This window comes from Kitasatospora arboriphila (assembly GCF_039528095.1).
GTDB classification, from domain to species: domain Bacteria; phylum Actinomycetota; class Actinomycetes; order Streptomycetales; family Streptomycetaceae; genus Kitasatospora; species Kitasatospora arboriphila.
Genome location: NZ_BAAALD010000012.1, coordinates 15,654 through 39,230, shown reverse-complemented (window position 1 = coordinate 39,230; position 23,577 = coordinate 15,654). Strand labels below are relative to the sequence as shown.

The window sequence follows — 23,577 nt, the reverse complement described above, 5'->3', positions numbered from 1 at the left end:
GCTCCGGACGGGAACGTCGCCAGGAGGGTGGTATCGGATCGGGGACGGAGTGTCGCACCGTCAGATGTGTGACATTCCGGTCATGGTGTTTCACGTGAAACGACGCTCACTGCTCCCCGGAATCCTCGACCGCGCCATGGCGGTGACTGTTGCCGCTCCGGTTTCACGTGAAACACTGACCCCCATGCAGGACTCCGAGACCATTCACCAGATCGACGACACGCCGATCGCGCGCGCCGCCCAGGCCGCGGTGCAGGCCATCGGGCGGACCGGGGAGGGGCTGCCCAGGCCGGCCAGCACCCGGGTGATCGTGGTGGCCAACCAGAAGGGCGGGGTGGGCAAGACCACCACGACCGTCAACCTGGCCGCCGGCCTGGCGATGCACGGGCTGCGGGTGCTGGTCGTCGACCTCGACCCGCAGGGCAACGCCTCCACCGCGCTCGGCATCGACCACCACGCGGAGGTGCCGTCGATCTACGACGTCCTGGTCGAGGGCAAGCCGCTCGCCGACGTCGTCCAGCCGGTGGTGGACGTGGAGGGGCTGTTCTGCTGCCCGGCCACCATCGACCTGGCCGGTGCGGAGATCGAACTCGTCTCGCTGGTGGCCCGCGAGAGCCGCCTGCAGCGCGCGATCGCCGCGTACGAGCAGCCGCTGGACTACGTCCTGATCGACTGCCCGCCCTCGCTCGGCCTGCTGACCGTCAACGCCCTGGTCGCCGGCCAGGAGGTGCTGATCCCGATCCAGTGCGAGTACTACGCGCTGGAGGGCCTCGGGCAGCTGCTGCGCAACGTCGAGCTGGTGCGCGCCCACCTCAACCCGGCGCTGCACGTCTCCACGATCCTGCTCACCATGTACGACGCCCGCACCCGGCTGGCGGCCCAGGTCGCGGAGGAGGTCCGGACGCACTTCGAGCACGAGGTGCTGCGGACGGCCATCCCGCGCTCGGTCCGGATCTCCGAGGCGCCCAGCTACGGGCAGACCGTGCTCACCTACGATCCCGGTTCCACCGGTGCGCTCTCCTACCTGGAGGCCGCCCGGGAGATCGCGATGCGGTCCGCGGAGGGCGGTTTCGCGCCCGGTGCCCCGGCCGGTTACGGTGCGGTCGGGCAGCAGCGGACGGCTGCCGCGGCGGCGACCGCCGCGACGGCACAGCACGGCACGATGGAGGGCAACCGGTGAGTGGTGGGCGCAGAGGACTGGGACGGGGTCTGGGGGCGCTGATCCCGGCCGCCACCCCGGCGGCAGGGACGCCGGCGGCCGTCCCGGCCGCGACCGCGGGGTCGGCGACCCCGGTGGCCGTGCCGGTCCTGCCGACCGGCCGCGGAACGGTGGCGGCGAAGGCCGCCGCGGAGAGCCTGCGGGAGCTGGCGGGCGAGGCCCATGCGCGGAGCGTCCCGGAGCCGGCGCTGGCGCCGGTGGACGGGGCGCGCTTCGCCGAGCTGCCGCTGGACGCGATCACGCCCAACCCCCGGCAGCCGCGCGAGGTCTTCGACGAGGAGAAGCTCGCGGAGCTGGTCGCCTCCATCAAGGAGGTGGGCCTGCTGCAGCCGGTGGTCGTCCGGCAGACCGCCCCGGAGCGCTTCGAGCTCATCATGGGCGAGCGCCGCTGGCGCGCCTCCCGGGAGGCCGGCCTGGAGGTGATCCCGGCGATCGTCCGGGCCACCGAGGACGACAAGCTGCTGCTGGACGCGCTGCTGGAGAACCTGCACCGGGCCGAGCTGAACCCGCTGGAGGAGGCGGCCGCCTACGACCAGCTGATGCGGGACTTCGCCTGCACCCACGAGGCGCTGGCCGACCGGATCGGCCGCTCGCGTCCGCACGTCTCCAACACCCTGCGGCTGCTGAAGCTGTCGCCCGCGCTGCAGCGCCGGGTCGCGGCCGGGGTGCTGAGCGCAGGCCACGCCCGGGCGCTGCTGCGGGTGCCGGACGCCGAGCGGCAGGACGCGCTGGCCCAGCGGATCGTCGCGGAGGGCCTCTCGGTGCGGACCACCGAGGAGATCGTCTCGCTCATGGAGCGGGAGGAGAAGCCGAAGAAGGCCGCCGCCCCCAAGGCAGGGCGGATCCTCTCGCCGGCCTTCGACGACCTGGCGGGCCGGCTCTCCGACCGGTTCGAGACCCGGGTGAAGGTCGAGGTCTCGCAGCGCGGCGGCAAGCTCGGCAAGGGCAAGGTGGTGCTGGAGTTCGGTTCGGTCGAGGACCTGAACCGGATCCTGGACAGCCTCGCCCCTGGCGAGGAGGGGCTGCGGCTCTCCCAGGGCTGACCGGAGGCTCACCGAGAAGCGGACGAGCGGGTGCATGTTTCACGTGAAACGTGCACCCCTCGCGTTTTTCGGAGCAAGCTCGTGGTGTGGGACCGAGCCGGAGGAGGTGTGTGGGGCGTGGGTCGCAGGCTCGCTCCGCTGACGCTGGACAACCTGGCCGACCTGCCGGACGGCTGCCGCTCGTGCGTGTTCTGGGAACTCGACCCGGTCAGCGGACGGGCAGCGGTGGACGGGGGCAAGGGGGAGTTGGAGAAGGAGGGGTGGATCTCGGCGGTGCTGCTGGAGTGGGGCTCCTGCGGACGCATCGTCTACGTGGACGACGTCCCGGCGGGCTTCGTGCTCTTCGCACCGGCGGCGTACGTGCCGCGCTCGCAGTCGTTCCCGACCAGCCCGGTGTCCTCGGACGCCGTGCAGCTGATGGTGAGCCGGGTGGTGCCCGGCTACCAGCGGCAGGGACTCGGCCGGGTGCTGGTCCAGGCGGTCGCCAAGGACGTGCTCCGCAGGGGCTTCCGGGCGATCGAGGCGTTCGGGGCGGTGGGCCGCCCGACGCCGAGCTGCGTGCTGCCCGCCGACCACCTGCTGGCGGTGGGCTTCAAGACCGTACGGCCGCACCACCGCTACCCGCGGCTGCGGCTGGAGGCCAGGAGCACGTTGTCCTGGCGCAGCGACGTCGAGGGGGCGCTGGAACGGCTGCTGGGCGGAGCCCGGAAGGAGCCGGCGCTGCGGCCGTTCTGAGCCGTGCCGGAGGCCTCCGCGAGGGGGCCGGGAAACGCCGGAGGGCCCCCGGATCGTCCGGGGGCCCTCCGCGGCCGGCAGGCGGGCGGCGACTCAGATGAAGTCGGCCAGCTCGCGCAGCAGCGCGGCCTTCGGGCGGGCGCCGGTGATGGTCTTCACCAGCTCGCCGTTCTGGTACACGTTGAGCGTCGGGATCGAGATGACGTTGTAGGCGGCAGCGGTCTCCTGGTTGTTGTCGACGTCGAGCTTGGCGATGGTCAGCTTGTCGCTGTGCTCGGCGGCGATCTCCTCCAGGATCGGAGCGACCTGGCGGCACGGGCCGCACCAGGTGGCCCAGAAGTCGACCAGGACGGGCTTGTCGCTCTTGAGCACCTCGGCGTCGAAGGTCGCGTCGGTCACGGTGATGGTGGCGCCGGCCACGGAACTCTCCTTGGGGTCACGGACGAGGCGGTGCCTCCCCGCCCGGGCGGCGGCTCGGCACCTTCGGTAGGGACAACAACCGCGAGGGCTGTTCTGTTTCGGGGGCCTTCGAGGCCTCGTGGCCTCGGTGGCGTCAGACCGCGACGGCCGCGGCCTGGGCCTCCAGGTCGGCGAGCGAGGCGAGGTAGCGCTCGGCGTCCAGGGCGGCGGAGCAGCCGGTGCCGGCGGCGGTGATGGCCTGGCGGTAGGTGTGGTCGACCACGTCGCCGGCGCCGAAGACGCCGGGGATGTTCGTCCGGGTGGAGGGGGACTCCACCTTGAGGTAGCCCTCGGCGTCCAGGTCGAGCTGGCCGGTGAAGAGCTCGGTGCGCGGGTCGTGGCCGATCGCGATGAACAGGCCGGTGACCGGCAGCTCGCGGGTCTCGCCGGTGGTGGTGTCGCGCAGGGTGAGGCCGGTCAGCTTCGGGTCGCCGTGGATCTCCTGGACGGCGCTGTCCCAGGCGAAGGTGATCTTCGGGTCGGCGAAGGCGCGCTCCTGCATGGCCTTGGAAGCGCGCAGGCTGTCGCGGCGGTGCACGACGGTGACGCTGCGGGCGAAGCGCGAGAGGAAGGTGGCCTCCTCCAGGGCGGTGTCGCCGCCGCCGACCACGGCGATGTCCTGGTCGCGGAAGAAGAAGCCGTCGCAGGTGGCGCACCAGGAGACACCGCGCCCGGACAGGACGTCCTCGCGGGGGAGGCCGAGCTTGCGGTGCTGGGAGCCGGTGGCGACGATCACGGCGCGGGCGCGGTGGACGGTGCCCTCGGAGTCGGTGACGGTCTTGACGTCGCCGGTGAGGTCGACGGCGACGATGTCGTCCGGGACGAGCTCGGCGCCGAACTTCTCGGCCTGCGCGCGCATGTTGTCCATGAGCTCGGGGCCCATGATGCCGTCGCGGTGGCCGGGGAAGTTCTCGACCTCGGTGGTGTTCATCAGCGCGCCGCCCGCGGTGACGGCGCCCTCGAAGACCAGCGGCTTCAGGGAGGCGCGCGCGGTATACAGCGCAGCGGTGTATCCGGCGGGGCCGGAACCGATGATGATCACGTTACGGACGTCGCTCACTGCATCTCCTGGTTCGCTTCGCGACCCGCGCTGGGGCGGGGAGGGCGGTCCTGCTCCGCCGCCCGGGACAACGACTGACCAGTCTCCCGCATTCCCGGGCCCGGCTGTGCCACATGCCCGCACTGTGGGAGCGGATGTTCCGATGGGTGGCCGTTCCCGGTGCCCGCTGCCGGGTGCTCCGGGCCGGGGCGGTCGGCCCGATCAGCCCGCGGGGACCGTCCGGTGGAGCACGACGCCGGGGGCCGAGCAGTCCGGGGTGATCAGGTAGACGTCCAGCCGGTCGGAGCCGTCGGGGTACACCAGGGCGGTGACGGCCGTGGAGCCGTACCGGCCGCCGGCGACGGCGAGCGGTGTCCGGTCGCCCTGCCCGGTGAGGGCCGCGGCGCAGGACGGCGCACCGGTGCCGGCGGGGGATCCGTCGCGGTCCGGCTGGGCGAGCCCCTCGGGCGCCTTCGAGCTGCCGGGGGCGGCCGAGGCGGCGCGGACCAGCTGCTGGGCCTGGGCGGCCAGGGTGCCGTCCTGGAAGGCGGTGCCCGCGGTGAGCGCGGGCTTCTGGGCGGAGCCCGCGGCGGGCCGGGCGGCGCTGTCGGCGGGGGCACCCGCGGTGCCGCCGCCGGTCGTGGAGAGCGGGAGCAGCAGCGCGCCGAAGCCGATCGCGGCGGCGGCCGTGACGGTGGCCAGCAGGAGGCGGACGCGGCGTCGGGGGCGCCGCTCGCGGCCCGGTCCGCCGTTGCCCGGGCGGGTGCTGCCGGCGGGCCGTCCGGCGGGGGGCGAGGCGGCACCGGGACCACCGGGAGCTGTGGCGGGGCGGTCGGCAGCCGGCGTCGTGGCGGCGGCCGGTTCGGTGCGGGCCGTGGCCAGGGCGGCGTCGATCCGTTCGGCGACGTCGGCGGGCATCGGCGGCGTCTCCGCCTCGCCCAGCAGCTCCCGCACCTCGGCGAGGGCCGCGAAGGTGTCCGCGCACTCGGCGCAGCCGGCGAGGTGGCGCCGCAGGGCCGGCTCGTCGGCGGGGTCGGTCAGCTGCTCGGCGAGGTCGGCCAGTGCCTCGACGTCCGGGTGCCCGGGGTCCGGGGCGGACGGCGTGGAAGGCGGGTGCGGCGTCATCGCTTGGTCGCATCTCCTTCCACCACGCTGCGGCGCCCGGCGGCGTCCGTAGCTGGGACGGCGCGGGTGCCGGACGGGTTCCCACGGGGCGGCGTTTCACGTGAAACATCCGTGCGAGTGCCGCGGGCCGGGCCGTCCTCCTCCGCCGTTTCACGTGAAACGGCGTCGCCGCGCAGATGGCGGACGAGCGGCAGCAGACGGGCCCGGCCGCGGGCGCAGCGACTCTTCACCGTGCCGACCGGTACGCCCAGCACCTCGGCCGCCTCGGCGACCGGGTATCCCTGCATGTCGACCAGGACGAGGGCGGCCCGTTGCTCGGCCGGCAGGGCGGTCAGTGCCTCGGCGACCTCGCGGCGCAGTTCGGCGCGGACCACCACGCTGTCGGTGGCCTCGGCGCTGCCGAGGGCGGCGTCGAGGCGCTGCGGGTCCTCGTCCAGCGAGCCGGCGCGGCGGGAGGCGGCCCGGCGGGCCCGGTCGAGGCAGGCGTTGACCACGATCCGGTGCAGCCAGGTGGTGACCTGGGAGCGCCCCTGGAAGGTGTGGGCGGCGCGGAGCGCGGAGACCAGGGCGTCCTGGAGGGCGTCGGCGGCCTCCTCGCGGTCGCCGAGGGTGCGCAGGGCGACCGCCCACAGGCGGTCCCGGTGGCGCCGGACGAGGAGGCCGAAGGCGTCCGGGTCCCCGGCCACGTGCCGGGCCAGGAGATCGGCGTCGGACGGCTCCTCCGCCATGTCCGCCACCCCCTGTCCGTCCTCGCTCAGCCGTTGACCGTGATCTCGGCCACCTGGCCCTTGTAGTCGCTCCCATCGTTGGGGATGGCGGTCAGCCAGATCAAGAGGAAGCGGGTGGTGACCGGCTTCTTGGGCTTCAGCTGGAGCTCGTTGCTGCTGGTGCCGGAGGCGATCGCGTCGCCGAAGCTCTCGAAGCCGGCCTTGCTGATCTGCGGGGCCGAGGTGGCGCCGGGCAGCGCCTTCAGCTCGACGGTGTGGGCGCCGCCGGCGAGCTTGACGACGACCGAGCCGACGGGGCGGGCCGAGCCGAGGTCGAGCAACAGGCCCGTGCCGGGCCGGTAGCCGCCGCCGAACGGGTCGTTGTAGCTCTGGGTCGTCCAGGCGGTGTCGGCCTTGCCGTCCTTGAGGAGGGACAGCTCCGAGGCGTGCTCGTCCTTGCGGTCGCCGAAGGCGTTGAACGAGGTCGGCGTGTAGTCGAGGGTGACGCCCGAGAGCGGCGCACCGGACTGCTGGGCCGGCGGGGCGCTGGACTGCTGGGCGGGCGGGGCGTCGGCCTGCCCGTTCTTCGACTTGTTCAGGTACTCGACGCCCTGCCAGGAGCCGACCACGATCGCGGCCAGTGCCACCAGCGAGGCGGTCGTGCGCAGGGCGGTGCGCACCAACCGGCGGCGCCGCCGGGGCCGGGGCGCCGGGACGGGGTCCGGGTGGGGGGCGTGCGGCGGCCGGGCGTGCGGGGGCTGGAGCACGGCGGTGTGCGCGGCCGCGCTGTGCTGGGCCGGCTGCGGCTGGGGCTGGGGCTTCGGCTTGGCGGTGAACGCCGGGGCCGGCTGCTCGGGCTGTCGGACCTTGGGCATGAGCGCGATCGCCTTGGCGAACTGCTCGGGGGTGGTGATCGGGTCCTGGTGGTGCGGGGGGTGCTCGCACAGGGCCCGGGCGGCCAGCTCGGACAGGCCCTTGTGGACGCCGGCCCGGACCTGGTCCGGCGGCACGCAGCCGAGGTTCTTGGGCATGCCCCGCAGGTCGTAGCGGTCCTCGGGGTACGGCCAGCGGTGGGTGAGCGCGGCGAACAGCAGGGCGCCGATCGCGCGGGTGTCGGTGCGCTCGGCCTCCTCGGTGGGCAGACCGCGCAGGGCGGCGTCCACCGCGATGCCGTTGATCCGGTACTGGCCGGTGTCGGTGCGCAGCACGCAGCGCGGGGTGAGCCGCAGGTGGGCCTGGCCGCGGCGGTGGGCGGCGGCGACCGCGTCGGTGACCTGACGGACCATCTGGTAGGCGTCGTAGGGCTCCATCGGGCCGTCGGCCAGCAGGTGGGCCAGGTCGGAGGCGTCCGGCAGCCACTCGCGGACGACGTAGACCAGGTCGCCCTCCTGGACGGCGTCGAGGACCTGGACGAAGCGCGGGTCGTTGAGCAGGGCGGCGGCGCGGGCGGCGGTCAGCACCGCCTTGGCGCGCCGGTGGCCGGCCGCCATCAGGTGCACGCCGACCGCGCGGCGGAGCTTCTCGTCGACCGCGCGCCAGCTGCTGAAGGTCTCCGACTGGGTGATGCACTCCTCCAGCCGGTAGCGGCCGCCGATCTTGTCGCCGCTGTGCCGCAGGGGGGCCGGCTTGGCGGCCGGGAGGGTGCCGGTGTCGGCGTCCAGGGTCTCGGTGCTGACGACGGGTCGGTCCTCGCGGGCCGGGGCCTGCGGGGCGGGGCGGCCGGAGCGGGAGGGGCGGCGGGCCGGGGCGGCGGCTCCCCGGGCGGTGAGTTCGGCGGCGAGTTCGGCGGCGGAGAGCTGGGCGGTGGACTCCCCGGCGTCGTCCGCGGGCGCCGCGTCCGCCGTGTCCGAGGTGGTCGCGGGGGCACCGGTGGCACGGTCGGCACCGGAGGACTCGGAGGCGGGCTCACGGACCGTCACGGCCGCCTCGACGGCCTCGGAGACGGCCTTGCCGACCTCCGTGCCGTCGGCGTCGTCAGCGGCCCCGGAGGGCTGCTGAGCGGCCTCGGAGCGGCTCTCGGAGCCCTTGCCGCGGGTGGTGGCTGCGGCGGGGGCGGAGCCGGCGTCAGAGGCGTCCGAGGCGGCGTCAGGGGTCCCGTCCGTGGAGCCGTGCCCGTCGGCCGCGGTGCCGTCCTCGGGCTCGACGTCCTCGATTGCCACGGCCAGCGCCGCCCCGTCCGCGACGGACGTGTCGACGACCGCCTTGGTGCCATCAGCCACCGTGGTCCTGCCTCCCCTTAGTTCCGGCCCGGTCCTGAGAATCCGGTCTGCCCGTCCGCCCGGCCGCCGGGTCCGCCAGGACAATTGTGCCCACTGATTCTCCCCTGGTACGACCGCTGGGCCGCCCGACCGGTTGCGCAATCATCCGCGATCCGGTGGACGGCCCGTCATCGGGGTCCCCCTCGGCGCAGCCGCTCGGGCCGCGCCGGGTTGACGTCATGTCATGCTCAGCGGCCGAGCCGGCTGCGCACCATGCCGAGCATCGCGTTCAGCTCCTCGATGCGCATCCGCCGGGCGACCAGCAGGAAGGTACCGGTCTGCACCGACGCGGCGAGCACCAGGGTCAGCACCCCGGCCGGCCAGCCGTCCAGCAGGTCGAGCATCACCAGCTCGACGGCGAGCCCGAAGGCGGCGGCCGGCAGCGAGGCGATCGCCAGACGGACGTAGGTGCGGCCGATCCGGCCGGTGTCCAGGCCGCCGATCCGGGCCTTCAGCCGGGGCACCGCGACGGCGACGCCGACCGCGTACGAGGCGCCGTAGCAGAGCGCCATGCCGGTGACCGCCCACTGGGCGGGGAGGACCAGCCAGCAGAGCACCGCGGTCACGGCCTGGCAGGCGGCCACCCAGACGGTGTTGGAGAACGGGGTCCGGGTGTCCTCGTAGGCGTAGAAGCCGCGCAGCAGCACGTACTGCACGGAGTAGGGGATCAGGCCGAGCGCGAACGCCGACAGCATGTAGCCGATCGACAGGGCGCCGTGGGCGGACGAGCCGCCGTTGCCGAGGCCGTAGACGGCGTAGCCGATCACCGGGCCGAGCGCGAGGAAGAGGAAGGCCGCCGGGACGATCGCCACCGCGGAGGTGCGCAGTCCGTACGACAGGTCGTCGCGGACGGCGCCGGCGTCGTGGTCGGCGGCCGCCCGGGAGAGCCGGGGCAGCACCGCGCTCATCACCGAGACCGTCACCACGGCCATCGGCAGCTGCCAGATCAGCAGCGCGTTGGAGTACGCGGCGAGGCCGACGCCCAGGTGGCCGTCCTCCTCGGCCGCGGCGCCGGCGGCGGTGGCGAGCTGGGTGACGACCAGGAAGCCCGCCTGGTTGGCCAGCACGAACAGGAAGGTCCACTTGGCCAGCCGGGCGGCCTTGCCCAGGCCGTGGCCGCGCCAGTCGAAGCGGGGCCTGAACGAGAACCCGGCGGCCCGCAGGTAGGGGATCATCGACAGCGCCTGGACGGCCAGGCCCAGCAGGGTGCCGACGCCGAGCAGCCGGACGCCTTCGGGGGCGATCGTCTGCGGCGTCACCTGGCTGTGCTGGAAGGTGCCGTAGACCCAGATGTAGGCGCCGAAGGTGGAGATCACCACCAGGTTGTTGAGCACCGGCGTCCACATCATCGCCCCGAACCGGCCGCGGGCGTTGAGGATCTGGCCCATCACCACGTGCACACCCATGAAGAACATGGTCGGCAGGCAGTACCGGGCCAGGGCGACGGTGGTCTCCGCACTGGCGGGGTCGCGCATCAGCGAGTGCGAGATCAGCTGCACGAGCAGCGGCGCGGCGATCACGGCCACCGCCGCCACGCCCGCCAGCCCGCAGACCACCAGGGTGAGCAGCCGGTTGGCGTAGGCGGTGCCGCCGTCCTCGTCGTTCTTCATGCTGCGGACGAGCTGCGGCACGAAGACGGCGTTGAGCGCGCCGCCGCCGATCAGGATGTAGAGCAGGGTCGGCAGAGTGTTGGCGGCGTTGTACGAGTCGCCCATGGTGCCGACACCGATCGCGGCGGCGATCACCATCGTGCGCAGGAAGCCGGTACCGCGGGAGACGAGCGTGCCGGCGGCCATCAGCGCACTGGAGTTGACCAGGCCGGAGACCCTGCCCGCCACCGGGGCGGGCGCGGTTGTGGGCGGGGGAGCGGCCGGCGGGGCCGCGGGCGGCGGGCCGGCGGGCGGTGGGGCGGCGGAGGTGCCCTGAGGGCCGCCCTCGGCGAGCGCCTCGTGCAGGCTCGCCTCCTCCGCGGTGAGCGGCGGGTCGAACTCGATCGCCGGGACGAAGGGCAGCGGCTCGGGGGCGCTCCGGTCGCCGCTCAGCAGCGCGTCGACGCCCAGGTAGTCGGCGGCCTCCGCCTCCGCCTCGGCCTCGGCCTCGGCCTCCGCCTCCGCCTCGGCTTCGGCGTCGGCCCCGGTCTCGCCGGCCCCGTCCGCGTCGGAGTCCTCGTCGGGGTCCTCGTCGGCCGTGCCGTCGTCGTCCCCGCTGCCGTCGTTCCCCTCGTGGTTCCCGCCGTTCCGGGCGGGCGGCTCCGCCGCGGTCAGCACCGGGGTCCCCGCCCAGTGCGGGACGGGGGCGCCGAGGACCGCCGGCTGCGCCTCGGCGGGCTGGGGGCCGGGCTGCGGCGGCAGGGCCGCGGCCTCGGCGGCGGCCAGCCCGTACGGATCGTGCTCCGCCGCGCTGCCGAAGGCGTCGCCCGCGTGCGGATCACGGGCGTAGGTGTCGTCCACGTACCAGTCGGTGGCGGGTTCGGCGGCCTTCGGCCCGCCCGTGCTGCCGGGGCCGCCCCGGCCCTGTGCTCGCTCCTCGCGCGGACCGCTGCTCATGCCACCTCTTCGCTGGTCGGTGGAGCCCGGACGGGGTTCCCTCAGTGACCAACCTTCTCATCACCGGTGGCCCGATCCCGGGCATCTGAGGCGCTCTCCGGCGTGGAGTCGGACGGCTCCCCGACACCCTCCGCGCCGGCCGCGCCGACCGCTTCCTCGGCGGTCCCCGGGGCGGTCTCCGCGGTGCTGTCCGCGGCCGCCGCGGCGTCGGCCCCGGCCTCGGCGTCCTCGGGCTCCAGCAGCCGCTCCGGGTCGAGGTCGACCTCGCCGGCCGCGGAGCGCTTCTTGCGCTGCAGCGAGAACCGGACGCCGGCCAGCGCCATCAGCACCACACCGCCGCCGATGACGTACATGACGCCGCTCGCCACCGAGGTCACCTCGACGGTGAAGGACACCGCCTGGCCGTACGGCTGCGCGTTCGGCCCGGTCGTCCACAGCTGGGCGGTCATCTGCACCGGGCCGTTGACCTGCGCCTCGGCCGGGAAGCGGAAGGTGCGGCTGGTGGTGCCGTCCAGCACCACGGTCGCCGGCTGGCCCACGTTGAGCCGGTTCACCTGCGCGGAGGTGACCCGCAGTTCGAGGTTGCCGACCGCCTGGTTGAGGTCGTTCTTGACGCTCACGAGCAGGATGGCGTTGTCGCCTGGCAGCGTGATCGAGCTCTTGGCGGGCACCTTCACCGCTGCGGTGAGGTTGTCCAGGTAGCTCCGCACGCCGTTCCGGTAGGCGGCGGACGCCTCGGCGTGGTCGCGCCACTGGGTGGACATCGAGCGGACCATGGCGGCGTTGAACGGGCCGCGCACCCGCTGCGGCTGGGTCAGGATCTGCAGCAGCTGGTCCAGCCCGGTCTGCACGCCCATCACCGAGCCCAGCGCGGCCGAGGAGAGCTCGGAGCCCCGCAGCTCGCCCGGGTAGTCGCCCGGCACCGAACCGTTGGCTTCCGGGTCGGCGGCGGCCGTGGCCACCGCGTCGAGGCGGGTGGGCGCCACCCAGCCGTTCGGCTGCGCCGCCGCGTGCAGGGCGTCGGCGAGCGCCTCCGCGGTGCCCACCGTCAGCGTCCGGGAGGGCATCACCAGCAGGCTGCGCTGGTCGTCCGGACGCTGCTGGGTGATCGTCATCGTCTCGGCCAGGAAACGCTGCTGCGCGAGGCTCTGCGCCTGGTCGGAGTCGAGGTCGCCGGAGAACAGCGAGGAGAGCACCGGGTCGGCGACCACCGCGGTCTGGCCGTTGCCGATCGGCCGCACCGCGTTCGGCGTGTAGGAGAGCGAGCGGGACTCCGGCATGCTCGACCCGTTCACCAGCACCAGGTCCTCGCCGGCCGTCCGGGCGACACCGGCGGTCGCTTGGTCCAGCCGTCCCAGGAACGGCCAGGCGACGTTGCCGCTCACGTCCACCGACAGCCGGCCCTCGGCGGTCACCTTGCCCGCGGTGGAGGCCTTCCGCAGCGCGGTGTCCATGCCCGCCAGCCCGTTGCCGTTGTGCGCGATCGAGGCGAGGTCCGGGTCGGCGTAGGGCAGCGCCACGACCTGCGAGCCGTTGGCGGCCACTGCGGTGCGCAGCTGCGCCAGCCAGGCGGCGGCGACGTTCTGGCCGGTGCCGGCGACGGTGTTCTCGTCCTTGGCGGACTCGCCCGCCGTGCCGGGCTTCTGCACCCGGTACGGCTTGGTCATCGCGTACACCGTGTCCAGCAGGTCCGGGTCGACCACCCAGGTCAGGTTGGGCAGGGTCTGGCCGATGCTCACCAGCTTGCCGAGCCGTCCGCCGGGCGCGAGCTCGGTCGCCAGGCTGTCGTCCCGCAGCACCGGCATCTGGTCGTTGTCCGGCATGGTCTGGGCGACCAGCTCGGGGGCGTGGGTGATCGGCCACAGCGTGGCGATCCGGGTCTGCTTGCCGCTCGGCGCCGTGTTGAACGGCAGGAAGGTGCGGGCGATGCCGAGCGGGCGGTCCTCGTCCGCGTCGCGGACGTCCACCGCCAGCTCGTACACGCCGGCCGTCCTGAGCCCGAGGTCGGCGGTCGACACCTGCAGGGTGTACGCCCGGGATTGGCCGGGCGCGAGGTCGCCGAGGTCGGCCTTGTGGCCGGCCAGGACGGTGCCGTCCTTGCCGGTCGGCCCGGTGCGCCCGGCGACCAGGTTGATCGCGCTGCGGGTGTCCAGCTCCTCCTTGGGGGAGCGCAGCACCACGTGCGCGGCCTTCACCGTGGACGAGCCGGCGTTGGTGACCCGGCCGGTGACCGTCACCGTGGCGTTGTCGCCCGCCACCGGCGCGGAGAGCGAGTCGATCTGCACGGTCGCCGGGTAGTCCGGGGAGGCGGCCGGGAAGCCCGTCCGGGCCGGGGCCGCGGCGGTGGCGTACGGCGCCGCGGACAGCAGGACGGTACCGCCGGCCAGCACCGCGGCCAGGCGGCGCGCCGCCCGTCCCACGCGTCCGTACGCTGTCAGGCCGTGCCGCGCCTCGCCCACGTGCTGTGCCCTCGCCGTTTCTCGATCGAATGAGTGGATAGCCATGACCATCGCGGACCCGGCCGGAGGCCTCGTCCGGCGCCGGGCAGCCCCGACCGACCGGAGCACCGCGGGCGCCGCCCGCACCGGGCTCTCCCGGCATGGTAACGACGTGTCCGAGCGACCGGTGGTGCGGGCCGCCGACTGCCCGGAGGGGCACCCGGCGCGCCCCGGCGTCGAGCGCCGCACACGGCGGAAACGGACGGGCGGCGCGGCCTGCCGGGCACGTACCCTAGGGAGCCGTGTCCACTGCCAATGACTCCAGCGTCCATCATTCCAGTTCCACCGCGCCGACCGCCCTTCCCGGGCTGAGCGAGGCGCAGACCCTCGGTCTGCAGGAACTGCTCCGGGTCTCGCCGGTCGCCGACGAGATCGCCCGCCGCTTCCAGGCGGCCGGTTTCCGGTTGGCGCTGGTCGGCGGCTCCGTCCGGGACGCGCTGCTCGGCCGGCTGGGCAACGACCTCGACTTCACCACCGACGCCCGCCCGCACCAGGTGCTCAAGCTGGTCAAGGGCTGGGCCGACGCGGTCTGGGACGTCGGCATCGCCTTCGGCACGGTCGGCGCCCGCAAGGACACCGCCGACGGCTCCTTCCTGATCGAGATCACCACCTACCGCTCCGAGGCGTACGACCGCACCTCGCGCAAGCCCGAGGTCACCTACGGCGACACCATCGAGCAGGACCTCGTCCGCCGGGACTTCACCGTCAACGCGATGGCCGTCGACCTGCCCGGCCGCGGCTTCGTCGACCCGCACCGCGGCCTGGAGGACCTGGAGGCCCGGGTGCTGCGCACCCCGGCGACCCCCGAGGAGTCCTTCTCCGACGACCCGCTGCGGATGATGCGCGCGGCCCGCTTCGCGGCGCAGCTGGACTTCACGCCCGCGCCCGAGGTCGTCGCCGCGATGACCGCCATGGCCGAGCGGATCACCATCGTCTCCGCCGAGCGCGTCCAGGCCGAGCTCAACAAGCTGCTGCTCGCCGCCCACCCGGTGAAGGGCCTGCGGCTGCTGGTCGACACCGGCCTGGCCGAGCACGTGCTGCCGGAGCTGCCCGCGCTGCGGCTGGAGAGCGACGAGCACCACCGCCACAAGGACGTCTACGAGCACTCGCTCACCGTCCTGGAGCAGGCGATCGCGCTGGAGCAGGACGGCCCGGACCTCACCCTGCGGCTCGCCGCGCTGCTGCACGACATCGGCAAGCCGCGCACCCGCCGCTTCGAGTCCGACGGCCGGGTCTCCTTCCACCACCACGAGGTGGTCGGCGCCAAGATGACCCGCAAGCGGATGCGCGCCCTCAAGTACTCCAACGAGCTGGTGGACGAGGTCTCCCGGCTGGTCGAGCTCCACCTGCGCTTCCACGGCTACGGCGGCGGCGAGTGGACGGACTCCGCGGTGCGCCGCTACGTCACCGACGCCGGCCCGCTGCTGGAGCGCCTGCACAAGCTCACCCGCTCCGACTGCACCACCCGCAACCGCAAGAAGGCCGCCGCGCTCGCCCGCACCTACGACTCGCTGGAGGAGCGGATCACCCTGCTCAAGGAGCAGGAGGAGCTCGACGCGATCCGGCCGGCGCTGGACGGCAACCAGATCATGGAGCTGCTCGGCCTCAAGCCCGGCCCGCAGGTCGGCAGGGCCTACAGGTTCCTGATGGAACTCCGCCTGGAGCACGGCCCGATGGAGTACGAGGAGGCCGTCGCAGCGCTGCGGGAGTGGTGGGCCGGCCAGCAGTGAGCCGCCCGGCCCCGGCCGGGAACCTCGCATCCGAGCATCGCCGAGCGTAACCACCCGCTCGGCGGAGCGTTGCTCCGTCCGAGGGAGGGGATCCGCCCCTCCCCGGACGGAAGGACACGGCCATGGCTGTGGATGCAGTCCTCCTGGAGTCGCCGACCATGCGGGCGACCGTCGCGGGCCGGGTCGAGGCGCTCGACCGGGTGCGGGCCCTGGAACTGCTGCCGGACGGCGTGCACGTCACCACCGAGGGGGTGGCGGCCTACTTCGGGGTGGGGATCAACGCGATCTACTCCCTGGTGGCCGACCACCGCTCCGAACTCGCCTCCAACGGGTACGTCGTGGTGGCCGGTGCGCGACTGACTTCCTTCAAGGAAGTCAGTGGGATTCAGTCGCGCGCCCGCTCGCTCGCCCTGTTCACCAGGCGCGCCGTCCTCAACGTCGCCATGCTGCTGCGGGACAGCGAGACCGCCCGGCAGGTGCGCTGCCACCTGCTGGACGCCGAGCGGGCGGCGCGCCCGGCGGCTGTGGACGGCGCCGCACCGCCTGTGGACGGCGCCGCACCGCCTGTGGACGGCGCCGCACCGCCTGTGGACAACGCTCCGAGGTGGCCCGAGGGCTCGCTGCAGGCGGCGGTCGCCGGGGTGGCCGAGCAGGTCGTCCGGGACGTCGTCGGCACGGCGGTGGTGCCGCTGCTCAACGCACTGGCGGTCGAGGTCGGCCGGAACAGCAGCAAGATCGACGCGATGGCCGACCGGGTCGACCGGCTGGAGCGGATCGTCCTCGACGACGGAGAGCGCACCGTCGCCCGGCGCCGCCGCCCCCTGCTGCAGGCGGTCGACGAGGGTGCGGACGGTGACGAACTGGCCGCCCTGCTGAGCTGACGGCGCGGGGCCCGGGGCGGGAACACCCGCCCCGGGCCCCGTGGGGTGCCGAGGGTCAGAACTTCTTCGGCGAGGCAGCCGAGCCCGGGGTCTTCACCGAACCGGAGGTCAGCGGGCCCAGGCAGAGCACGTAGTGCTTCTTCCGCCAGCGGCGGCCGGTGCTGCCGCTGAAGGTGGCCGTCGTCCCGGGGGTGCCGTCGCAGGCGGCCGTGCTGCCGCCGCTGATGTTGTTCAGCACCTTGTAGGTGGCCTTCGGGTCGGTGCAGGACACCTTGGAGACGCTCTTGTAGCCGGTCTTCTCCACGCAGTCGCCCGCCTTGGCCGCCGACGGCGAGGAGTCGGCGACGAAGAAGCCGATGACGATCACGACCAGGCCGGCCGCCGCCACGGCGCCGCGCAGCCAGAACTTCAGCGGGCGCTTCGGCTTCGGCGGTGCGGGCATCGCGGCGGGGCCGGGCGGCGGCGGGTACGCGGGTGCCTGGTGGCCGGGGCCGCCGCCGTACGGGGGCTGCGGCCCGCCGGGCGGTGCGGGCGGCGGCTGCCCCGGGCCGGGGTAGCCGTACGCCGGCGGTTGCTGTCCGTACGCGGGCGGCGCTCCGTAGGCCGGAGGCTGGCCGTAGGGCTGCTGCTGCCCGTAGGCGGGCGGCTGGCCGTACGCCGGAGGCGGCGGCGGTGCGCCGTAGGGCGGCTGCCCCTGGGGCGCTGCGCCGTACTGCGGCTGGCCGTACGGATTCTGCGGTGTGCTCATCGGTCCCCCCGTGGGCTCTGAGGTCGCGCCGGTACGCGGACGTACGCGGACGTACCTTAGCGACTCCCGGCGGGCCGACGGGACGTCAGTCCCGGCCCGCGGCGGTCGGAACGGGCCGCGCGGGCGTAGTACAGGGCGCCCAGCGCGTAGGTCAGGGCGACTCCGCAGACCACCGCGACGGACCGTCCGTCGAGCGGCAGGACCACCGCGGTGACGCCGGCGGCGGCGACGAAGGAGACGTTGAACAGCACGTCGTAGACGGCGAACACCCGGCCGCGGAAGTCGTCCTCGACCGACTCCTGGACGAGCGTGTCGGCACAGATCTTGGTGCCCTGGGTGACCACGCCGAGCAGCAGGGCGGCGACCAGGCTCGGCCACTCGCGGAAGAACAGGCCGAGGGCGGGGACGAAGACCGCCGCGGCGGCGAGGCAGGTGACCATCCAGCCGGTGAGTCCGAGCCGGCGCGTGCACCAGGGGCTGATCAGCGCGGCCAGGAAGAAGCCGACCGCGGAGAAGCCGACCGCGCGGCCCAGGCTGGTCAGGCCGCCGGCGGCGTCGTCGGGGGAGTTGAAGGTGTAGCGGGAGAGCATCAGCACCACGACGATCAGCACGCCGTAGCAGAACCGGGCCAGGGTGACGGCGGCCAGCGCGTGGGTGGCCGGGCGGCAGTCGCGGACCAGGTGCCGCAGCGCCGTGCCGAGGTCGCGGGCGGCGGTGGTGAGCGCCCGGCTCAGCGGCGGCCGGCCGGGGTGGTGCTCGGGTCCGAGCAGGTCGCGGTCGATCAGCAGGGCGGCCAGGGCGGCGGAGAGGTACAGCAGTGCGGCGATGCCGACCAGGGCGGCGTCCGCCCGCGGGCTGGGCGGGAGCACCTGGTGGACGAGGAAGCCGAGTCCGCCGCCCAGGGTGGCGGCGACCGTGCCGAGGGTGGGGGAGACGGCGTTCGCGGTGACGAGTTGGCCCGGGCCGACGACCCGGGGCAGGGCGGCGGACAGGCCGGCCAGGATGAACCGGTTGAGGGCGGTGACCAGCAGCGCGGAGGCGAAGAACAGCCACTCCGGGGCGCGGCCGAGCAGCAGGGCCGCGGTGACCAGGCCCAGCCCGAACCGGGCGAGGTTGCCGTAGTGGAGGACCTGCCGGCGGCGCCAGCGGTCGAGCAGCACACCGGCGAACGGGCCGACCACCGAGAAGGGCAGCAGCATGACGGCGAGCACCGCGGCGATGTCGGCGGGCGAGGACTGCCGCTCGGGGGAGAAGATCACGTACGCGGCGAGCGCGACCTGGAAGGTGCCGTCGGAGAGCTGGCTGAGCATCCGGACCACCAGAAGCCGGCGGAAGTCGCGCCCTCGCAGCAGCCCGCGGAGGGTGGCGCGGTGGGGTGCCTGCCTGCCGTCGTTCTGGATGATCGCCACTCGGACAGGTTGCCATGCCGGGCGGCGCGGTTTCACGTGAAACATCCCTCGGCCCGGGAACACCGAGGGGCCCCGGTCGTGGACCGGGGCCCCTCGGGGAGGCGTGCTCAGCGGATCAGCGCCCGTCGCCGGGTGCGGAGCCGTCCGTTCAGCGCTCGACCTCGCCGCGGATGAACTTCTCGACGTTCTCCTTGGCCTCGTCGTCGAAGTACTGCACCGGCGGGGACTTCATGAAGTAGGAGGACGCGGAGAGGATCGGGCCGCCGATGCCGCGGTCCTTGGCGATCTTCGCGGCGCGCACGGCGTCGATGATGACACCGGCCGAGTTCGGGGAGTCCCAGACCTCGAGCTTGTACTCCAGGTTCAGCGGGACGTCGCCGAAGGCGCGGCCCTCGAGACGGACGTACGCCCACTTGCGGTCGTCGAGCCACGCGACGTAGTCGGAGGGGCCGATGTGGACGTTCTTCGCACCCAGCTCGCGGTCGCGGATCTGCGAGGTGACGGCCTGGGTCTTGGAGATCTTCTTGGACTCCAGGCGCTCGCGCTCGAGCATGTTCTTGAAGTCCATGTTGCCGCCGACGTTCAGCTGCATGGTGCGCTCGAGGATGACACCGCGGTCCTCGAAGAGCTTCGCCATCACGCGGTGCGTGATGGTGGCGCCGACCTGGGACTTGATGTCGTCACCGACGATCGGCACGCCGGCCTCGGTGAACTTGTCCGCCCACTCCTTGGTGCCGGCGATGAACACCGGGAGGGCGTTCACGAAGGCGACCTTGGCGTCGATGGCGCACTGGGCGTAGAACTTGGCGGCCGCCTCGGAACCGACGGGCAGGTAGCAGACCAGGACGTCGACCTGCTTGTCCTTGAGGACCTGGACGACGTCGACCGGGGCCTCGTCCGACTCCTCGATGGTCTCGAGGTAGTACTTGCCCAGGCCGTCCAGGGTGTGGCCGCGCTGCACGGTGACGCCGGTCGGCGGCACGTCGCAGATCTTGATTGTGTTGTTCTCGCTGTTGCCGATGGCGTCGGCCAGGTCGAAGCCGACCTTCTTGGCGTCGACGTCGAACGCGGCGACGAACTCCACGTCACGGACGTGGTAGTCGCCGAACTGCACGTGCATCAGCCCGGGGACCTTGCCGGCCGGGTCGGCGTCCTTGTAGTACTCGACACCCTGCACCAGCGACGCGGCGCAGTTGCCTACGCCCACGATGGCTACGCGAACCGAACCCATTCCGGTTGCTCCCTGTGTTCTCATGAGGCCCGCCGGGAAGGCGGTTCTCGTCCCTACTGGTATGACTGTCTGACGGGCGCGCGGCGCCCACTCCTCCCGTGGATCCGGTGCTGCGAGGGCACCGGGCCGCGGGTCTCAGCGCTCCTGTGCGGAGCGCCCCGGGCGGTCGTGCGGTGGCCCCGGCGGGTCCGAGGACCCGGCCTCCTGGCCACGGCCGTCCGAAGTCTGTGTGGCACCGTTCGGCGCGCCGTTGCGCCCGGTGCGGTTGGCCCGCTCGGTCTCGATGAGCTCGTTGAGCCAGCGGACCTCGCGCTCGACCGATTCGAGTCCGTGCCGCTGGAGTTCGAGCGTGTAGTCGTCGAACCGCTCGCGGGTGCGGGCGATCGAGCTGCGCATCCGCTCCAGCCGCTCCTCCAGCCGGCTGCGGCGGCCCTCCAGGACGCGCATCCGCACGGCCCTGTCGGTTCGCGCGAAGAACGCGAAGTGGACGCCGAAGTGCTCGTCCTCCCAGGCGTCCGGGCCCGAGTCGGCGAGCAGCTCCTCGAAGCGCTGCTTGCCCTCGGGGGAGAGCCGGTAGACGATCTTCGACCGCTTGCCGTTGAGCGCGGTGGCGGGGACGTACTCGACGTCCGGGTTGTCCTCGACCAGGAAGCCCTGGGCGACCAGGTTCTTCAGGCAGGGGTACAGCGTGCCGTACGAGAAGGCGCGGAACGAGCCGAGCAGGACGTTGAGCCGCTTGCGCAGCTCGTAGCCGTGCATGGGGGCGTCGTGCAGCAGGCCGAGAACGGCGAACTCCAGCACTCCGGAACGCCTGCTCATCCCCTGCCGCCTCCTCTCCCCGTGGCCGTTCGGTCCGGTGCACGGCGCGGCTATGCCGCTCCGATGTATCGGCTCGATATATCGAGAACAGTAAACCGGGGTCACGATGCGAGCAAGGGGGGCACGCGTGAACGTGATCACAAGGCGGCGGGGGCGTGTGCCGACGGGGCGCGCAGGGCCCCGCGTCAAGGGCCGACGCGGCCCGCTAGGCAACGGCACTGTAATGATCTGCCGAACATATGCGGCTTTTGTCCTTTGATGTCCGGATGTTGACGATTGAAGGATGCGTACGCTGTCGCGTGTGCACGAGGACCACCTCCGGGGATTCAGGCGGTTGCGGGCATCGGACGTGAACCCTGCCTTCGGGCCCGGACAGCCCGACCGAGGAGTTGCTGAGAGATGAGCGAACACCGGCGAAGGTCGCCCAACGGCGGAGGCCAGCCCCCGGGCGGCCACGGCGACGGTCGTCGCCCGTACCCGCCGGGCAACCCCCCGCAGGGTGCGCCCTCCCGCGGTCGGCCCGGGCAGGACGAGCTCCGCGCCGACGGGCTCCGCCGTGCGCGCGCGACCGCCCGGGAGACCGCGCAGCAGCCCCAGCTCACCCGTGCCGAGATGCGCCGCCAGGCCCAGAGGGGCGGCGGCGCGGGCGGGGGGGGGGCTCGCGGCGGGCCGCGGCGGCGCGCGCGCCCCCACCCCCGGGGGGGGGGCGGGGGGGGCGGCGGCGGGGTGCGCGGCGCCCCGCCGGCCGGCGCGCCGCCCAAGAAGCGCTTCGTCGACTACCCGCGCTGGGGCAGGAGCGGCTTCCGCCGCTGGATCCCCTCGTGGAAGCAGATCCTCACGCTCTTCCTCGTCTTCTTCGGCGGCACCGTCGCGGCCGTCGGCGTCGCCTTCGCGCTGACCCCCGTCCCGGACGCGAACAAGGAGTTCGACGAGCAGAACAACATCTACTTCTGGGCCGACGGCAGTGAGATGACCCGCACGGGCGGCACCACCAGCCGCCAGGTCGTCCCGCTGGCCGACATCAGCCGGGCGGCGCAGGACACCACGATCGCGGCCGAGAACGAGACCTTCCGCACCGACAGCGGCATCGACCCCAAGGGCATCGCCCGCGCCGTCTACAAGATGGCCTCCGGCGGCGAGACCCAGGGCGGCTCGACGATCACCCAGCAGTACGTCAAGAACTACTACCTGAGCAAGGACCAGACCGTGACCCGCAAGGTCAAGGAGCTGTTCATCACGCTCAAGATCGCCGACCAGAAGGACGATGTCCTCAAGGGCTACCTCAACACCAGCTGGTACGGCCGCAACTCCATCGGGGTCCAGGCCGCGGCCCAGGCCTACTACGGCAAGGACGCCTCGCAGATCGACATCTGCAAGGGCGCCATGCTGGCCGGCCTGCTCAAGGGCGCGGGCCTCTACGACCCGTCGCTGACCCCCGAGAACCGCAAGCGCATGCAGGAGCGCTGGGAGTACGTCCTCAAGCGCATGGTCGTCGCCAACCTGGCCACCCAGGCGGACGTCGACAAGTGCGGGAAGACCTTCCCGGAGCCGATCCCGCCGAAGGCCCAGTCGAACATGAAGGGTGAGATCAGCTACCTGGTGGAGACGGCCAACAAGTACCTGATGGCCAAGGACCCGACCATCAAGGACAACGACCTCCAGCACGGCGGCTACAAGATCTACACCACCTTCGAGAAGACCAAGGTCGACGCGCTGAAGGCCGCCGTGGACGGCTTCCAGAAGGACAACCTCCACCCGGACAAGCACGACAAGGACAAGTTCGTGCAGATGGGTGCGGCCTCGGTGGTGCCCAACGACGGTGCCATCGTGGCCATCTACGGCGGCGACGGCATCGAGAACGGCCACTACACCAACAACGCCGACGCCCCCGGCATCCCGGTCGGCTCGACCTTCAAGCCCTTCGTCCTGGCCACCGCCATGCAGACCGGCGTGCTGACCAAGACGGACGACGAGGGACATCCGACCAAGATCAGCACCGACAGCCGGTACATGGCCAACAACCTGACCGAGATCTTCAAGCCGGACGGCAGCCCCGTCATCGGCGACAACGGCCAGCCCTACCGCCAGCGCAACGACAGCACCTCCGCCCCGGGGTACGTGACGCTGAAGGAGGCCATGAAGAACTCCTACAACGTGCCCTTCGTCCAGCTCAACCAGGACGTCGGCGGCAAGAACGTCGAGGCCATGGTGCTGAAGATGGGCCTCCGCCAGGGCAGCCTGGCGCCGTCCAGCACCATCACCTTCCCGCTGGGCACCTCGACGCCGAGCGCGATCCGCATGGCCTCGGCCTACTCGGTGTTCGCGGCCCACGGCCAGCAGACCGACCCGTACTCGGTGAAGCGGGTGTCCAAGGACGGCGTCGACCTTCCGATGTTCACCAAGCCGCCCGCGAAGAAGGTGCTCGACCCGGCCGTCGCCGACAACATCACCGACGTGCTGGAGAACGTGGCCAAGAACGGCACCGGCAAGAAGACCAACGAGCTGGGCTTCCCGGTGGCGGGCAAGACCGGCACCACCGACTCCGGCACCTCGGCCTGGTGGGTCGGCTACACCAACAGCCTGGTGACCTCGGTCGGCATGTGGCGCGAGGAGCCCGGCAAGCCCGGTCTGCTCTCGCTCGACGGCACCGCCGGCAAGACCGAGATCCACGGTGGTGACTTCCCGACCGACGTCTTCACCCGCTACATGAAGGTCATCGGCCCGGGCAACCCGCGCAACTTCCCGGACCCGGGCGAGGCCGGTGTGAAGGTGGACGCCTCGGGCGCCCCGTCGACCGCGTCGCCCTCGGCCTCCGCCTCGGCCTCGGCCTCGGCCTCCCCGTCGGGGAGCCCGTCGACCACGCCGAGCCCGACCACCGGGCCGACCGGCAGCCCCTCGCCGACCGCGACGGAGAGCTGCTTCCTCATCTGCCCGACCAGGACGGGCCCGACCCGGACCGGCAAGCCCTCGCCGAGCCCGACCGACACCTCCACCCAGGGCGGTGGCGGCGGAGGAGGCGGCGGAGGCGCGCTGACAGGACAGTGACGGAGCACCGGCGCCGGTCCACCCCCCAGGGGGCGGGCCGGCGCCGGTGTCTTTGCCGGGGTCTCCTCGTCGTGCGGGCGGTGGT

Annotated in this window: 17 protein-coding genes; 6 read left to right on the top strand and 11 right to left on the bottom strand. The window is 73.2% G+C overall.

Annotated elements, in window-relative coordinates:
* Positions 1-211: 211 nt before the first annotated feature.
* From ABD353_RS09310 to ABD353_RS09300, 3 genes are all read left to right on the top strand, one after another.
* Complete coding sequence (locus ABD353_RS09310) at positions 212-1,180, top strand: ParA family protein (protein ID WP_344623081.1); 969 nt, start codon at positions 212-214, stop codon at positions 1,178-1,180.
* A complete protein-coding gene (locus ABD353_RS09305; protein ID WP_344623010.1) occupies positions 1,177-2,262 on the top strand; it encodes a ParB/RepB/Spo0J family partition protein in 1,086 nt (361 codons plus the stop codon). Before ABD353_RS09310 ends, ABD353_RS09305 begins: the two co-directional genes overlap by 4 nt.
* A gap of 117 nt (positions 2,263-2,379) precedes the next feature.
* Positions 2,380-2,997 (top strand): GNAT family N-acetyltransferase, encoded by a 618-nt coding sequence (locus ABD353_RS09300; RefSeq protein ID WP_344623009.1) that lies wholly within the window; start codon positions 2,380-2,382, stop codon positions 2,995-2,997.
* Between the two features lie 93 nt (positions 2,998-3,090).
* Here ABD353_RS09300 and trxA read toward each other — a convergent pair whose 3' ends face one another.
* The 7 genes from trxA to ABD353_RS09265 all read right to left on the bottom strand — a co-directional run bounded on the left by trxA (position 3,091) and on the right by ABD353_RS09265 (position 13,551).
* On the bottom strand, positions 3,091-3,417 hold the full coding sequence (trxA, locus tag ABD353_RS09295; RefSeq protein ID WP_263104408.1) for a thioredoxin: 327 nt from the start codon (positions 3,415-3,417) through the stop codon (positions 3,091-3,093).
* Positions 3,418-3,550: 133 nt separating this feature from the next.
* The gene (gene trxB / locus ABD353_RS09290) at positions 3,551-4,516 is read right to left on the bottom strand and encodes a thioredoxin-disulfide reductase (protein ID WP_344623008.1); all 966 of its coding nucleotides are present in this window, start codon (positions 4,514-4,516) and stop codon (positions 3,551-3,553) included.
* 201 nt (positions 4,517-4,717) lie between these two features.
* Positions 4,718-5,620: an anti-sigma factor family protein gene (locus tag ABD353_RS09285; RefSeq protein ID WP_344623007.1), complete on the bottom strand. Its 903-nt coding sequence runs from the start codon at positions 5,618-5,620 to the stop codon at positions 4,718-4,720.
* A complete protein-coding gene (sigM, locus tag ABD353_RS09280) occupies positions 5,617-6,348 on the bottom strand; it encodes an RNA polymerase sigma factor SigM (RefSeq protein ID WP_344623080.1) in 732 nt (243 codons plus the stop codon). The genes ABD353_RS09285 and sigM overlap by 4 nt, the downstream gene beginning before the upstream one ends.
* A gap of 26 nt (positions 6,349-6,374) precedes the next feature.
* Complete coding sequence (locus ABD353_RS09275) at positions 6,375-8,546, bottom strand: serine/threonine protein kinase (protein ID WP_344623006.1); 2,172 nt, start codon at positions 8,544-8,546, stop codon at positions 6,375-6,377.
* A gap of 227 nt (positions 8,547-8,773) precedes the next feature.
* The gene (murJ, locus tag ABD353_RS09270) at positions 8,774-11,131 is read right to left on the bottom strand and encodes a murein biosynthesis integral membrane protein MurJ (RefSeq protein WP_344623005.1); all 2,358 of its coding nucleotides are present in this window, start codon (positions 11,129-11,131) and stop codon (positions 8,774-8,776) included.
* 41 nt (positions 11,132-11,172) lie between these two features.
* Entirely contained in the window at positions 11,173-13,551 is a 2,379-nt protein-coding gene (locus ABD353_RS09265; RefSeq protein ID WP_344623004.1) for a DUF6049 family protein, read from the bottom strand.
* A gap of 386 nt (positions 13,552-13,937) precedes the next feature.
* Between ABD353_RS09265 and ABD353_RS09260 the strand changes: the two genes are divergently transcribed.
* Both ABD353_RS09260 and ABD353_RS09255 read left to right on the top strand, forming a co-directional pair.
* On the top strand, positions 13,938-15,359 hold the full coding sequence (locus tag ABD353_RS09260) for a CCA tRNA nucleotidyltransferase (protein ID WP_344623079.1): 1,422 nt from the start codon (positions 13,938-13,940) through the stop codon (positions 15,357-15,359).
* A gap of 122 nt (positions 15,360-15,481) precedes the next feature.
* Positions 15,482-16,240 (top strand): restriction endonuclease, encoded by a 759-nt coding sequence (locus tag ABD353_RS09255; protein WP_344623003.1) that lies wholly within the window; start codon positions 15,482-15,484, stop codon positions 16,238-16,240.
* A 55-nt stretch (positions 16,241-16,295) separates the two neighbouring features.
* Here ABD353_RS09255 and ABD353_RS09250 read toward each other — a convergent pair whose 3' ends face one another.
* From ABD353_RS09250 to ABD353_RS09235, 4 genes are all read right to left on the bottom strand, one after another.
* Positions 16,296-16,988, bottom strand: a complete 693-nt coding sequence (locus ABD353_RS09250; protein ID WP_344623002.1) for an LppU/SCO3897 family protein — start codon at positions 16,986-16,988, stop codon at positions 16,296-16,298.
* 56 nt (positions 16,989-17,044) lie between these two features.
* Positions 17,045-18,397, bottom strand: coding sequence for an MFS transporter (locus tag ABD353_RS09245; RefSeq protein WP_344623001.1), 1,353 nt, complete (start codon positions 18,395-18,397; stop codon positions 17,045-17,047).
* Positions 18,398-18,545: 148 nt separating this feature from the next.
* A complete protein-coding gene (locus tag ABD353_RS09240) occupies positions 18,546-19,628 on the bottom strand; it encodes an inositol-3-phosphate synthase (RefSeq protein WP_263104417.1) in 1,083 nt (360 codons plus the stop codon).
* A gap of 135 nt (positions 19,629-19,763) precedes the next feature.
* Entirely contained in the window at positions 19,764-20,447 is a 684-nt protein-coding gene (locus ABD353_RS09235; protein ID WP_344623000.1) for a PadR family transcriptional regulator, read from the bottom strand.
* Positions 20,448-21,173: 726 nt separating this feature from the next.
* Between ABD353_RS09235 and ABD353_RS09230 the strand changes: the two genes are divergently transcribed.
* The gene (locus tag ABD353_RS09230; RefSeq protein WP_344622999.1) at positions 21,174-23,492 is read left to right on the top strand and encodes a transglycosylase domain-containing protein; all 2,319 of its coding nucleotides are present in this window, start codon (positions 21,174-21,176) and stop codon (positions 23,490-23,492) included.
* Positions 23,493-23,577 lie beyond the last annotated feature (85 nt).